Genomic DNA, 13,059 nt, shown 5'->3' with positions numbered 1-13,059 from the left:
AAACACCTCCACTGATCGATGGGAGCCAGTGCGCTTCACCTGAATCTGTTCTAGCATGTCATCCATCCGATGACAAGCAGCGAAGTCGCCAAAGGAGTGACACCTATGGGAAAGCGGCCCGACCCGCCCGCCACCGGCGGCAGCCCACCCACAGGACCGGCGTCCTTCCTCGCCGCCACTGCGGCGCTCGCCGCCATCGACGACGCCGTCCGCACCGCCCAGAACACCAGCCCGGCCGCCCGGCCCGGCGCCGGTGCACCGGACGAGGGACCGAGGCCGGCCCTGGCCGCGCTGGTGCTGCTGCGCGAACTGCGCACCGAGCTCGCCGGCTGGGAGGCGGGCCTGGTGGAGAGCGCCCGCGCCGGTGGCGCCACCTGGGCCGACCTCGCCCGGCCCATGGGCGTCGCCAGCCGCCAGGCCGCCGAGAACCGCTACCTGCGCCTGCGCCCCGCCGACAGCGGCTCCACCGACGCGGAGACCGGAGCGGAGCGCGTCAAAGCCGTACGCGACCGCCGGGCCGCCGACCGCGCTGTCACCGCCTGGGCCCGCGACAACGCAGCCGACCTGCGCGTCCTCGCCGCCCAGATCACTGCCGCGCCCGGCCTCACACCCCGGGCCCGCCCAGCGCTGACCGAGCTCACAACCGCCCTCGGCGCCCCCGACCCGGCCGACCTGATAGCGCCCCTCGCCGACATGCGACCCCACCTCGCCGCCGCCCACCCGGACCTCGCTGCCCGCCTCGACGACCTCACCAACCGCACCGACCGCCTCCGCCATGACAGCGACCAACGACGAACCTGACCCCCTCATCACCGAAGACCGCTGGCAGCACATCGAAGACCGGCTCGCCGCCATCGAACGCCGCATCCGCGAGCACAGCAGCGACGCCATTGCCACCGTCGACGCCTGCCTGGCCAGACTCGACGCCCTCCGCCACGACCTGGCCCACGGGCGGCGCGGGAGGCGGTCAGGTCACGCGGCATTCGCCAGCTCGGGCAGCCAGCCCGGCAGCCATCCCCGCCCGGGCTCAGACCCGGGTCCTGCGAGCGCACCAGTCGGTGCAGTAGCGGCGGGCGCGGCCGGTGGAGGCCGGCGGCATGCCTGGGCGCAGCCCGGGCAAGGGCCCGGCGGAACCGGAGCGGCCAGGTGTTGATGAGAATCCGCGATTTCCCCCCAGACCTGCTCGACCTCAGGCCGTCCGACGATCAACGAAGCGGGGAGGCCGGGTGAGTAGGCCGTTTCCGACGCCGTCAACGGCAGGGCGGGTACCGTGCGCGTCGGCCCGCGGCGGTGCGTTCAGGGCTCGGGATAGCCGGGGCCCGGCGTGGCCTCGACCAGGGCGGCGTTCAGCGTTGCCAGCGCGGCGATCACCGCGCTGACCTGCCCACCGGGCAGCCCAGGGAGCAGCTGGCGCAGTGTCGATTCGGCGTCCCGGTTCCTGGCTTTCTGCCGTGTCGCCGCGCGCTGGGATGCCTCCTGCGTCCTTACAGCCCTCGTCGGTGATCAGCTCACGACGGCTTCCTCACCTACCTCCTACTCCCCCCGCGGCTACGCGCTTCTGTCGCCGCCGTCTGGCCCTTGCCGGCCCGGACGGCCGCTGATCCGTCCCGCGCGCATGAACGGACGAATATCGGTAAAAAGGGGTGAAGAAGGGGCGGTGAGGCTGCGGCGCCCGGCGGACGACTGGAGGACCTGATGAGCGACCTGTCGAACAAGGCGCGGGAACTGGGTGGCAAGGCGAAGGAGAAGGTCGGTGACCTGACCGGTGACGAGGAGCTCAAGGGCGAGGGCCAGGCCGACCAGGTCGATTCGAAGGTCAGGCAGGCCGCGGACGATGTCAAGGACGCCGTACAAGGCGCCGCCGACCGGGTGAAAGGCGCCCTGAAGCGGAACGACTGACCAAGGGAGGCACCGGCATGGCCCTGTTCCTGTTCATCCTGTTCATCGCCGTGGTGTTCGGCTTCGTCGGCGCCCTCGTGAAGGGCCTGCTGTGGCTGCTCGTCATCGGCGCCGTGCTGTTCGTCGCAGCCCTGGTGCTCGGCGGCGTGCGCCTGGGCCGCGGGCGAGGTGCACCCAGATAGGTGCGGGCCCCGGGGCGTACCGTCCGCACAGGGGACAGGCCGCCTGTGTAGGCGCTGCGCTGGCCTCTGCGACAGGATCCTCGGGGGACAGGACCGGCTCTGGGGTGGCACGTGTTGGCAGGTCTCCCGCCTCTCCCGCCCCACCTGCGCCCATCGGTGTCTCGCAGCGGCATTCCGTAACCGGCTACGGGGGACGGGAGTTACCGGTTTCGTGACCGAGACCGCCCAGGTGCATCAGAACCGGTCTCGGCGTACCGGGCACCCCTGGTCCGTGGCGCGTTGGCGGGCCCGCTGGCACGGTTTCATCTGCTGGAACGTCACAGGAGCGCGCCAGCGGGCCGCGGAACTCTGGCATCTGGAGGTTCTCAGAGCACGGTATTTCACGTGATCCCAGGCGGGGCGATAGCGGTATCGCCGGGGCACTCGGGTCTCAGCACACGGCTTTCGTCCTTGGCCGCTCTGCGCGTGCGCGTTCTCCAGTCTCAGGGGGAGCCGGGGCCGCCGCAGCCCGCGCGAAGCGTCGGTGAAAGGGAACAGTGAGGCGTAGCCCGGATCGTCGAGTTCAACTGGCCGTGGCCCACTGGGTGGTTCGCGCGTGCAGAGGGGAGACGACTGCGGCGTAGCAGTTTCCGGGCAGGTCGGTGACCCAGTCGAAGGTGTCGAGGGTGACGCCGTGCTGGGCGGCGGCGTGGAGCATGTCGGCCAGCAGAGCGGTCGCGGTGGCTTTCTGCTCCTCGGTGCCGGGTGTGGTGCGGCGCTGAGCGGCTTCGTTGATGCGGTCGGTCAGGTCGCGGTGCCTGAGGACGGCGCGGTAGCACGTGCTGGGCAGGTCGGTGACCCAGTCGAAGGTGTCGAGGGTGATGCCGTGTTTCGCTGCGGCGTGGAGGATGTCGGCCAGCAGGGCGGTCGCGGCGGCGCGGTCCTGCTCGGTGCCCTCGTCCGGGCGGCGCTGAGCGGCTTCGTTGACGCGGTCGGCCAGGTCACGGCGCCTGGCCATGGCGCGGTAGCACGTGCCGGGCAGGTCGGTGACCCAGTCGAAGACATCGAGGGTGACGCCGTGCTGGGCGGCGGCCCGGAGCATGTCGGCCAGCAGGGCCGTCGCGGCGCCTTTGTCCTGCTCGGTGCCCTGGTCGAGGCGTCGCTCGGCGGCGGCGTTGACGCGGTCGGCCAGGGTGCGGTTCTTGCGGTCGGTGTACTGGTACACGCTTCTGTCTCCTCGGTCGGTCGGGTGGCCGTCGGCGTGGCCGGGGTTCGTTTCCGGCTGTCGAAGCGGGTGATGGCGGCGGTGCCGCAGAGGGTGTGGACGCCGAACCGGGTGCTGCACGCGCGTCCCGCCGGGCCAGGCTCGGCTCTGGCGGGACGCTCGGTTCGATGCGACTCGTGTGAGGCGTCCCCGACCCTTGCCTGTGGCGTGTGCCGGGCGCGGACGGCCGAGCGGTGCGGGGGTGCGGCCGGCCGGGCTGGTTAGGCGTACGGCGGGCCGCACCCCGGTGGGAGGGTTACAGGCTGTGGGTGAGGTGGTCGGTCAGGAGGCGGGTGAAGCGGGCCGGGTCGGGCAGGTCGCCGCCCTCGGCGAGCAGGGCGCTGCCGTGGACGAGTTCGGCGATGTCGGCCAGGACCGGGTCGTCGGACTTCGCCCCGTGGGCCCGGTGCAGGGCGGTGATCAGGGGGTGGGTGGGGTTGAGCTCCAGGATCCGCTTCACGGTGGGCAGTTCCTGGCCCATGGCCCGGTACATCTTCTCCAGGGTGGGGGTCAGGTCGTGGGCGTCGCCGACCAGGCAGGCGGCGGAGGTGGTGAGCCGGGTGGAGAGGCGGACATGCTTGACGTGCTCGGCCAGGGTGGCCTGCAGCCAGGTGAGGAGGTCGGCGAACTCCTCCTCGCGCCGGGCCTTCTGCGCCTTCGCCTCGTCGTCGCCGTCGGTGTCGGCGTCGTCGCCGAGGTCGACCTGGCCCTTGGCGATGGACTGGAAGCGGTGGCCCTCGAAGGCGGGGACCTGGTCGGTCCAGACCTCGTCGACGGGGTCGGTGAGGATCAGGACCTCGTAGCCCTTGGCGGCGAAGGCCTCCATGTGCGGGGAGTTCTCCACCATCTGGCGGTTCTCGCCGGTCAGGTAGTAGATGGTGTCCTGGCCGTCCTTCATCCGCGCGACGTACTCGCGCAGCGTGGTCGTCTTCTGCGCGTCGTGGGTGGAGGCGGCCGAGACCAGCGGCAGCAGCGCGTCGGTGTTGTCGCGGTCCTCGAGCAGGCCTTCCTTGATCACCCGGCCGAACTGCTCCCACGCCGTGGTGTAGGCCTCGGGGTTGGTGGCCTGCATGTCCTTGAGGGCGGCGAGGACCTTCTTGACGAGTCGTCGGCGGACCGCGGTGATCTGGCGGTCGTGCTGCAGGATCTCGCGGGAGACGTTCAGCGACAGGTCGTGGGCGTCGACGACGCCCTTGACGAAGCGCAGGTAGTTCGGCATGAGCGCGTCGCAGTCGTCCATGATGAACACCCGCTTGACGTACAGCTGCACGCCCCGCTTGGTGTCCCGGGAGAACAGGTCGAACGGCGCGTGGGCGGGGATGAACAGCAGCGCCTCGTACTCGAAGGTGCCCTCGGCGCGCATGTGGATGGTCTCGGCCGGGGCCTGCCAGTCGTGGCTGATCTGCTGGTAGAAGTCGTGGTACTCGGCCTTGGTCACCTCGCTGCGCGGGCGGGCCCACAGGGCCTTCATCGAGTTCAGCGTCTCGAGCGCGCCGGCGGGTTCGGCGCCGTCCACGGCCTCGGCCTCGGTCTCGGCACCGTCCGAGGCGGCGGGTTCGGCGGCCATGCGGATGGGCCAGCGGATGAAGTCCGAGTACTGCTTGACGATCTGGCGGATCTTCCACGCCGCGAGGTAGTCGCCGAGACCGTCCTCGCCGTCGGCCGGCTTGAGGTGCAGCGTGACCGAGGTGCCCGCCGGCAGGCCGCCGGCCTCCGCGATCGTGTAGGTGCCCTCGCCGTCGGACTCCCACGCGGTGCCCTGCTCGGTGCCGGCGCGGCGGGTGTGCAGGGTGACCTTGTCGGCGACCATGAACGCCGAGTAGAAGCCAACGCCGAACTGGCCGATCAGGTTCTGCGCCGCTTCCGCGTCCTTGGCCTCCTTGATCCTGGCCAGCAGGCCGGCGGTGCCGGACTTCGCGATGGTGCCGATCAGGTCGACGACGTCCTCGCGGGTCATGCCGATGCCGTTGTCCCGCACCGTCAGGGTGCGGGCCTGCCGGTCGACCTCCAGGGTGATGTGCAGGTCCGAGGTGTCGGCCGCGAGGTCGGTGTCGGTGAGGGATTCCAGGCGGAGCTTGTCGAGGGCGTCGGAGGCGTTGGAGATCAGCTCGCGCAGGAAGATGTCCTTGTTCGAGTAGATCGAGTGGATCACCAGCTGCAGCAGCTGGCGGGTCTCCGCCTGGAACTCCAGCGTCTCGGTCGGGCTGGCCACGGGAGGCGTCTCCTTTGTGTGCACGTAGCGGGAAGGGCTCGGGTCGGGCTGCCGGGGCTGGCCGGGGTGCTGTGTGGCCGGCCCCGGGGGTGTTCAGATGTGGCTGAGGGGCTGGTAGGGCTGCTCGGGGCGGGCGGTGCCGGGTCGGGCGGTGCCGTAGCAGGACAGGAAGAGCTTCCAGCCGTCGCGGCACTCCAGCGTCGCGCCGTAGCGCACTGCGGGTGGGTCCGGGCGCGTGCTGTACCGGTCGACGCGCACGATCCCGGCGGCCGGGTCGTCGGCCGCCATGGCGGCTGCGACCAGGGCCTGCTCGACGAGGGCCACCGGAATCGACGAGCCCGTCAGGTCCGGCGCTTCCACGCTCTCGGCGCCGTCACCGTCGCCGGTGGTGATGGTGGGGGCGGTGCCGCTGGCACCGGCGATGGTCCACCACACCTGTCCGCCGCTCTCCAGGGTCACGGTCAGTCCGTAGGGGCTGTCGTCGTCACGCTGGCAGGCGCCGGTAATGCCCGGTATGCCCAGGGCACGCTCGATGAGCAGTTGCTGCAGATCGGCTGGAGTCATGGGAGTCGGCTGGGATCGGGGACGGCGCGACCGTCGCCGTCCGGAAGATTCGGGTGGTCTGCACGCCGCGAGCCGTCAGGCGTCAACTCGCGCCCCGTGTGGGGGCACAGGCGCCTCGTGCGGGCTTGCGGCGGTAAGCCGGTCCACGGCGTGCGGGTCGTGGACCGGCAGGGGTGTGACTCGGGGTGGTCACGGGCTGGCTGAGGGTGTGCGGCGCTGCCGGTTGCTGTCGGCGCGTAGCTGGTCGGCTCGGGCGGTGAGTTGATCGAGGCGGTCTGCGATCTTCGGGTGCTCCGCCTCCAGTAGGGGCCGGGTCTCGGTGAGCGGGGCGAGCAGGCGGGCGGGGTCGTTGTGGCCGAGTGCATCCAGGAGGCGCTCTATGGTGGGGGCCGCTTGTGTGCCGAGGCCGTCCAGAGCGCCGATCTGTCCGGCGAGGCGGCGCAGGTCGGCGGCGTTGTCGCGGGCCCAGGTGGTCACCGCGCGGTCGGCGGCGCGCTGGTCGCGCGTGGCCTGGACGCGTTGCTCGCCGGTGCTTCCCGCCCCGGTGCCGGCGTTCGCGCTGGGACGCAGGCGCAGGTAGCGGCGTTCGGCGGCTTGGCGGCTTTGGACGCCCAGTGGTTCGGCGAGGTCGGCCCAGGTGGCGCCGGCATCGCGAGCGGTCTCGATCAGGCCGGTCTCCCAGTCGGCGAGTTCCTCGCGCAGGTGGCGTAGCAGCAGGATTGCGGAAAGGGCCTGTTGTGGATCGCTTTGGCCTGCGTCGTCCGGGGGTGCGTGGCGGGCGGTGCGGGCGGCGGCGTCCATCATGCCCAGCGCGGCGGCGGCGGCCAGGAACGAGGCCGGCCCCACCCCGGCCGCGCCGGTGTCCTGGGTATCCATGTCGTCACTCTTTCGCTGACTGGGTGAGTGTCATCGTCTGGATGACATGCTACAACGGTTCGTGTCGCGCCGCGCCGGCGCGAACCACCCAAAGCGCTTCTGGATCGGAGGTGCCCGACGATGTCCATGCGCACTGCGGTGCCTCACCAGGCGCCCCCCGGGGCCTGGTTGCGACCGGCCCCGATTCCGATGGACGCCTGGCGCGAGGACGACCGTTTCATGATCGCGCTCGATGTGCCCGGCGTCCCGCAGGAGGCGATCGAGGTCGACGTACTGGGTCGGGTGGCGACCGTAAAGGCCGAACGCCGTCCCGCCCCCCACGGCGGGAATGCGCGCATCCAGCTCGCCGAGCGCTCCCACGGGGTGTGCGAGCGCCGGATCCAGCTGGCTGACAGTCTCGACCCGGGCCGTATCACGGCCCACCTGCAGGACGGCGTCCTGACCCTCACCGTCCCCACCGCCTCGGCCTCCCGGCCCCGCAGGATCACCATCTGTCGGCAACGGGTGAAACGAGGGCTGCGGCGATGCTGGCGAAGGCGGCGAAGTGGTCGGCCTTGCGTTCGTAGCGGCGGTGGAGGCGGCGGAAGCCGCCGACCCAACGTCATGGCTGACCGGCTACCGCCGGCTCAACCACCGCTACGAGCGTGATCCCCGCAACTACCTGGCCTTTCTCGGCCTCGGCGCCACCCTGTGCTGCTACAAACGCCTGATCCGCATCACCACATAGGACACGGTCCAAGTCGAGCGAGACGGGACACCGCCGCTGGTCCGGTTCCGGGAGCTCTGACGAATGTCCTCTGACAGGTGATCTTGACCGTCTGTCAGCAGATCTTGACCACAGCTGATGCTGAGGCGTTGGGCTGGCGTGGGCAGGACGAACGAGTGCCCCGCATCGCGAGTGGACCTATCGGAAACGGGCCCTCTGTTATTGAGGTTCGAGATCCGCAAGGATCGCATCTAACGTGCAGTCAGGAACAAGGGTTCGCGGACAGCCCTGGGGTGCAGCCGACAGGCCCGGTAGCCCCGCGGTGGCCCACTTTGACGGAACGAGGGACTCATATGAGTGCAGCAACGCCGCCTGGCCTTCCTCCGGTGCCCCCCGAGCCCCCTGGCCCGGCAGGTCCCGAAGCGCCCGTGTCTGGCAGCAGCCGCCGGTTGGGCGAGATCGCGGCGTTGGTCTCGGCGGGCGCTGCCGTCGCCGGTCTGCTTCTGGGCTTTTTCGGGCTGCCGACTCTGGTGAACTCCCCGACCGCGAGAACCGTCACAGAGACTGTGACGGCCACAACGACAGTCACCGTGACCGCGGCCCCGGTGGCGGTTGCCACCCCAGCTCCGTCGACTGCGAGTCAACCGAGCCAGCTGACACCCACCCCGGCAAACCGGATCTCGCTGGTGAACGATCTGCTGCCCGTCGCCGAGGAACAGGGGCCCTATGACCGCGGGCCGCAGAAGGTCAATGGCCAGGCCTACTCCACAACGCTGTCTTCCAGCTGCTCGGTCGCCACGTGGCAACTCGACCGCCAGTACACGACCTTCACCACCACCCTCGGTGCGGCGGACAGCACCGCCTCCGACACCAAGATACTGCTCTACGTCGAACTGGACGGCGTGCGAAAAATCGAGCGGAGCATGGCCGTCGGCTCCACGCTGCCCGTGACACTCGACCTGCGCGGCGTCTTCCGCATCACCCTCGGCTCCATGTCCTGCAACAGCCGCCACCAAGAAAACGTCGGCGCGTGGATCGACCCCGTCATCACCAAGGCCCCCTGACCAACGGCCCCCCACGCCGAACTGGCCCGGCGCGAGATGGCAGCAGACGGTGTCCGGTGCAGGCCGATCCGAGGGCCGCCACCCCCATCGGGGCTGGCACGCTTGCCGGTGACGGTCATCTGTCCGTGAGGCTGTGGTCAAGATCTGCTGGCAAACGGTCAAGATCACGTGTCAGAGGACAACGAAGGCCGGCGGCCGGTTGTCCCAGCCTTGCCCCAGGTCCGGACGCAGAACAGCGTGACCTGGGGTTTTCAGGTGGGACCGTCCCAGCGAATCGGGCATACCGGGCGTGCTGGGACAGGGTGTGTCTCAGCTTTGTCCCAGGCCGACGGCGGCGCGACGGTGCCCGCCGGTGATGGCCCGGATTGTGCGTCTCGGGTCCGGCGGGCACCGGCAGCAGCGTAGCGGGCGCGGCACGCCGGCCCGGCTCTACAGCGCGGGGTGCGGCGGGTCTTCGGGGGCGACGGCTGCGATCCGCACGGTCGGCGGCCAGGGCGGGGCGGGGGCGTAGGCGTGCACGACGTTGAGCGCGGGCCGGCCTTTGGCCCGGTCGCCCTCGATCCGGGTGGAGTACAGCTCGACCTGCTGGCCGCCCTCGGTGACGGTGCGGATCGGGCGGCCGAGTCGCGGCCGGTGTTCGAGTTCGGCGCGCAGCGCTTCCAGTGCCTCGGTGGCGCCGAGCTCCTTGGCGCGCCGGGCGGCGCGGTCGGTGACCACGGCGACCGCCGGGTCCGGCTGCTGGTGCTGGTCGGTCACTCGGCGCCCTGCCGCGCCAGCAGGTCGGCGACGGCCTGGTCGACGGCGTCGGATGTCTCCCGGTCGGCGGCGAGCAGCACGCGGCCGCGGTAGGCGGCGACGATCTCGGCGACCGCGACCAGGTCCACGACGGCGGGGACCTGGTCGACCTGGTCGAGCCGGTCCATCGGCACCCGGCGCAGCAGCTGCTCGGCGAGTTCCGCGTCCAGGCGCTCGGCATCACCGGGGAAGCCGTGGCCGGCGCGCAGCGCGGCGCGCAGTTCCTGGACCGTGTCCATCGGCGGCAGCCCGAGACGGCCGCCCCCTCGTTCGGCGGGCTGGGCGCTCATCCCCACCAACCCCTCTCCCTGTCGGCATCTCCCGGCGCCGGGCCGGGCCCTGTGGTGTCGACGGTAGCCGCCCCGAGGCTGGTCTGGGGCGGCGCCTGGCAACTCGTCCCGGACGGGGCCGCCCCGGGTCCGTCCGGGACGGACCCGGCCCCGCAGGCCCACCGCCGCCGCCCGGCCAGGAGGCCGGCCCCGCGGCGGTCGGGTGTTGGGTCAGGACGGTTCGTTCGAGGCGAGGACGCGGTCGAGGTACTCCTCGCGGGCCGTCTTCTCCAGCTTGCCGTCGAGGCTCAGCGCGCTGCGCAGCGCGTCAGCGCTGACGTCAGCCGGGATCTTCAGACGGGCTTCGGCCTCGCGCTGGATCTCGCCGAGGGTGTGCTGTGCGGAGGCGGGGTGGTGGCAGATGAACCAGTCCAGCATCTTGGCCACTGGCGGGAAGCGCTCTGGTCTCTTCATCCTGCCGCGAGCGGCCGCCAAGCGCGCGGCATGGACCCCACGGGCGGGGCGTGGTAGCTCCGGTGCTCCCGGCCGGTCCCAGGGGGTAGGCCGACTGTGCGGTCTCCCTCCGTGACCGTGCCCGCCGACGGACCCACGGGTCGCTGGTCCGCCCGGCGCCCTACATCGCGGCACCTGCCACGACCGTCGATGCCGGGGAAGGCATCGTGCCCCGGCGCCACGCACGGCGCGTCGGTCGAGGCGTGTAACGCGCTGCGGACCGGGCAGACGGTGGCCGGACGTCCTGCGGTCTCGCTGGGTCGGGCCGCCGCTCGCGGCCGACCAGTGGCGCCGGGCGCCCGGGGGTGCCGCTGACTCGTCCGCCCGGATCTGGCAGGGCCGGAGTTTTGTCTGGAGGACCAATGAGCAAGTCCAACCCTGCGCGCAAGCTCGTGGGCGCCGTGACGGACGCTGTCTCGGGCAAGATGGATCACGGCCGGCCGGAAGTGCCGGGCGCGCCCGGCGTGCAGCCGCCGCCGGTGGCGGAGCCCACGGAGCCCACGGAGCCGCGCGCCCCGCTGCCGCCCAAGCCCGACCAGAGCCCGCCTGCCGTCCTGTCAGCGACCGGCCGAAGAGGTGGCGGGGCCGAGGATGCGCGCGCGGCTTCTTCCGTCAGGCGAGCAGCTTGAGGAGAGCCCGGTGCCGCGCCGCCGGCCGCGTTGTCAGGGAGACGGCGTCCTATATCTGGGCACCACCCCGGCGGTGTGCCGGGCCTCCGACGTCAATCCCAGACTCGTCGAGCCCTACGGGCGGACCATCGCCGTCGCGCTGCCCGGCCTCGTCGCGGACCCCGCGGGCCCAGACTTGCCGGGCGGCCGCGAGACTGTCGAACATGCCGTCCTCGACCTGCTGCATCACCGCCGGAGCTGTCCAGTGAGGCCCTATGCCTTGCTCGACCTCGACCCGACCGCACGGAGCCGGTCGACCCGACCGAACCGGTGGCCCGCTTGCATCCCGCCGGTCGCCCGGCGGCCCGGCTGTTCCTGCGGCGGCTGCTGGCCGGGCGGCGTACGGCGGCTCTGGAGGAGTGCGGCCGGGAACCCGCCGCCCGCCGGCCTGCGAGGTGCGGTCGCAGGCCCCACCGGGACCGCCCTCAGGGGCAGCCGGAGACCCACTGCCGCGACACCGCTCTGCCGCTGCGGCCCGAGGACGGCACCGTGCTGTTCTGGACCGACGGCCTGCTGAACCGCCGCGACGAGGGCACTGTCCGCCCGGACCGGCTGCTGCGCGAGGCCGAGAAGCGCGGCACCCGCGAGCTGGCGGACTTCCTCGACCGCATCGCAGCCCGCCTCGGCGGCCCCAGCTCCGACGACGACAGCTACCTGCTGGCCGCCCGGCTCCGGGCGGGGTCGAGGCGTTAGCGATCGCGGATCCGGGGTAGCCGCAGCGGCAGACCGCGGGGACCACGTTGCGAGGAGGCGGACGGCATGGACGGACGTGAGCAGATGGAGCTGCGCGGGATCGAACGGGGGCTCCACCGCGACCGCGTCCTGGAGCTGCGGCTGCGCGTCGTCGGGCTCCGCCTGCGCGGCCGGGCCTGGGACGTGCTGCGCGGCGTGCGGCCGCGGACCGTCCTGGCGCTCGCGCTGCTGTCGCTGGGCCTGCTCGGGGCAGGCCTGGGGACGTCCGAGGCGCCGTTTCTGTGGGTCTTCACGGGCTGCTGGGCCCTGACCCTGACCATCGCCTTCGCGGTGCTCTGTGCCTGCGCCGACGGCCGCCGGGAGGAAGGGTGAACGCGCTGCCCACGCCGCGCGGTCCGCTGTCGGCTGCGGTGTCGGCCCTGCTCACCTCCGGACCGCCAGGAGCGGGCCGTCCGCTCACACCGTCCGGCCCGCCCACCGAGCCGTGGGGCGAGGACCACCAACTGGCCCTGCACCTGTGCTACGAGCTCCACGACCGCGGGCTGCCCGGGGTCCCGGACGGCTGGGAGTGGGATCCCGAACTCCTGAGATTCCGGAAAGAGTTGGAGCAGCCTTTCCTGGCCGCGGTGCGCGCGGAGGCGGAGCCAGTGCCGCCCTTGAGGGAGGCGTTGGAAGCACTGCTCACCGAGCCGCCCGACGGCACCGGCCCGTCGCACTACCTGCTCGCCGAGGGCGAGCGCCGGCACGCCCGCGAGTACCTGGTGCACCGCTCGGTCTACCACCTCAAGGAGGCGGACCCGCAGCTGTGGATGCTGCCGAGGATCCACGGGCCCGCACAGGCGGTGCTGACGGCGATCCTCTACGACGAGTACGGTGCCGGACGGCCGGAGCGGGCCCACGCCCGGCTGTTCGAGCGGATGATGGTCGCCTTCGGCCTCGACCCCGGCTACGGGCACTACCTGGACCTCGTGCCAGCGCCGACCCTGGCCGTGGTCAACTTGATGACGCTCTTCGGCTTGCACCGGGCGTTGCGCGGCGCGGCCGTCGGGCACTTCGCCACCGTGGAGGTCACCTCGTCGCCCGGCTCCGCCCGCTTGGCGGCGGCGTTGGAACGGCTCGGCGGCGGCCCGGACGGCACCCTCTTCTACCGGGAACACGTCGAGGCGGACGCCGTCCACGAGCAACTCGTGCGGCGCGGGGTCATCGAGGAACTGGTCGCGGCCGAGCCCGAGTTCGCCCGGGACGTGGCGTTCGGCGTGGCTGCGGCCGGGGTGGTCGGCGGGCACTTCGCGGACCACCTGCTCGGCCGCTGGCGGGCCGGACGCAGCTCGCTGCGCTCCCCGCTGCCGGACGGCACGGGGTGAGCCGGGCCCGT

14 protein-coding genes and 2 pseudogenes are annotated in these 13,059 nt (G+C 72.0%); 9 read left to right on the top strand and 7 right to left on the bottom strand.

Translation table 11 applies throughout. The features are described 5' to 3' along the window. Window positions 1–105 precede the first annotated feature (105 nt). The 3 genes from ACFWJ4_RS09325 to ACFWJ4_RS09315 all read left to right on the top strand — a co-directional run bounded on the left by ACFWJ4_RS09325 (window position 106) and on the right by ACFWJ4_RS09315 (window position 2,081). On the top strand, window positions 106–801 hold the full coding sequence (locus ACFWJ4_RS09325) for a hypothetical protein (protein WP_359913406.1): 696 nt from the start codon (window positions 106–108) through the stop codon (window positions 799–801). 894 nt (window positions 802–1,695) lie between these two features. Then, a complete protein-coding gene (locus ACFWJ4_RS09320; protein WP_380541191.1) occupies window positions 1,696–1,899 on the top strand; it encodes a CsbD family protein in 204 nt (67 codons plus the stop codon). Window positions 1,900–1,916: 17 nt separating this feature from the next. Next, window positions 1,917–2,081, top strand: a complete 165-nt coding sequence (locus tag ACFWJ4_RS09315; RefSeq protein ID WP_359913400.1) for a hypothetical protein — start codon at window positions 1,917–1,919, stop codon at window positions 2,079–2,081. Window positions 2,082–2,643: 562 nt separating this feature from the next. On the opposite strand, the gene ACFWJ4_RS09310 is transcribed toward ACFWJ4_RS09315, so the two are convergent. From ACFWJ4_RS09310 to ACFWJ4_RS09295, 4 genes are all read right to left on the bottom strand, one after another. After that, window positions 2,644–3,285, bottom strand: coding sequence for a hypothetical protein (locus ACFWJ4_RS09310; RefSeq protein WP_359913397.1), 642 nt, complete (start codon window positions 3,283–3,285; stop codon window positions 2,644–2,646). 295 nt (window positions 3,286–3,580) lie between these two features. Beyond that, a complete protein-coding gene (gene htpG / locus ACFWJ4_RS09305) occupies window positions 3,581–5,536 on the bottom strand; it encodes a molecular chaperone HtpG (RefSeq protein ID WP_380541188.1) in 1,956 nt (651 codons plus the stop codon). 93 nt (window positions 5,537–5,629) lie between these two features. Beyond that, entirely contained in the window at window positions 5,630–6,100 is a 471-nt protein-coding gene (locus tag ACFWJ4_RS09300; protein WP_380541185.1) for a hypothetical protein, read from the bottom strand. A 189-nt stretch (window positions 6,101–6,289) separates the two neighbouring features. Then, on the bottom strand, window positions 6,290–6,976 hold the full coding sequence (locus ACFWJ4_RS09295; protein ID WP_359913388.1) for a type III effector protein: 687 nt from the start codon (window positions 6,974–6,976) through the stop codon (window positions 6,290–6,292). Window positions 6,977–7,096: 120 nt separating this feature from the next. Here ACFWJ4_RS09295 and ACFWJ4_RS09290 point away from each other — a divergent pair. From ACFWJ4_RS09290 to ACFWJ4_RS09280, 3 genes and pseudogenes are all read left to right on the top strand, one after another. Next, window positions 7,097–7,456: pseudogene (locus ACFWJ4_RS09290) on the top strand (Hsp20/alpha crystallin family protein); the annotation flags it as partial. A gap of 121 nt (window positions 7,457–7,577) precedes the next feature. Then, window positions 7,578–7,703, top strand: a pseudogene (locus ACFWJ4_RS09285) (IS5/IS1182 family transposase); the annotation flags it as partial. Between the two features lie 407 nt (window positions 7,704–8,110). Beyond that, the gene (locus ACFWJ4_RS09280) at window positions 8,111–8,746 is read left to right on the top strand and encodes an NPCBM/NEW2 domain-containing protein (protein ID WP_380541182.1); all 636 of its coding nucleotides are present in this window, start codon (window positions 8,111–8,113) and stop codon (window positions 8,744–8,746) included. A 429-nt stretch (window positions 8,747–9,175) separates the two neighbouring features. Here the strand turns inward: ACFWJ4_RS09280 and ACFWJ4_RS09275 are convergent, their stop codons facing one another. The 3 genes from ACFWJ4_RS09275 to ACFWJ4_RS09265 all read right to left on the bottom strand — a co-directional run bounded on the left by ACFWJ4_RS09275 (window position 9,176) and on the right by ACFWJ4_RS09265 (window position 10,284). Beyond that, window positions 9,176–9,502: a hypothetical protein gene (locus tag ACFWJ4_RS09275; RefSeq protein ID WP_359913453.1), complete on the bottom strand. Its 327-nt coding sequence runs from the start codon at window positions 9,500–9,502 to the stop codon at window positions 9,176–9,178. Then, window positions 9,499–9,831 (bottom strand): hypothetical protein, encoded by a 333-nt coding sequence (locus ACFWJ4_RS09270; protein ID WP_380541179.1) that lies wholly within the window; start codon window positions 9,829–9,831, stop codon window positions 9,499–9,501. The genes ACFWJ4_RS09275 and ACFWJ4_RS09270 overlap by 4 nt, the downstream gene beginning before the upstream one ends. Before the next feature lie 210 nt (window positions 9,832–10,041). Beyond that, window positions 10,042–10,284 (bottom strand): hypothetical protein, encoded by a 243-nt coding sequence (locus ACFWJ4_RS09265; RefSeq protein ID WP_359900699.1) that lies wholly within the window; start codon window positions 10,282–10,284, stop codon window positions 10,042–10,044. Between the two features lie 986 nt (window positions 10,285–11,270). Here ACFWJ4_RS09265 and ACFWJ4_RS09260 point away from each other — a divergent pair. The 3 genes from ACFWJ4_RS09260 (at window position 11,271) to ACFWJ4_RS09250 (ending at window position 13,048) form a co-directional block, all read left to right on the top strand. Next, window positions 11,271–11,684, top strand: a complete 414-nt coding sequence (locus ACFWJ4_RS09260) for a SpoIIE family protein phosphatase (protein WP_380541176.1) — start codon at window positions 11,271–11,273, stop codon at window positions 11,682–11,684. Between the two features lie 66 nt (window positions 11,685–11,750). Further along, window positions 11,751–12,056 carry a hypothetical protein gene (locus ACFWJ4_RS09255; RefSeq protein ID WP_359900702.1) on the top strand — a complete coding sequence of 102 codons (306 nt, stop codon included), beginning with the start codon at window positions 11,751–11,753 and terminating at the stop codon, window positions 12,054–12,056. Continuing rightward, on the top strand, window positions 12,053–13,048 hold the full coding sequence (locus ACFWJ4_RS09250; RefSeq protein WP_359900704.1) for an iron-containing redox enzyme family protein: 996 nt from the start codon (window positions 12,053–12,055) through the stop codon (window positions 13,046–13,048). The genes ACFWJ4_RS09255 and ACFWJ4_RS09250 overlap by 4 nt, the downstream gene beginning before the upstream one ends. The last annotated feature ends 11 nt before the right edge of the window (window positions 13,049–13,059 follow it).

Origin of the sequence: Kitasatospora sp. NPDC127067, from assembly GCF_042724755.1 — a bacterium.
Taxonomy (GTDB): Bacteria; Actinomycetota; Actinomycetes; order Streptomycetales; family Streptomycetaceae; genus Kitasatospora; species Kitasatospora lactacystinica.
Note: the sequence above shows the minus strand (reverse complement) of the source record. Positions and strands in the feature narration are given on the sequence as shown.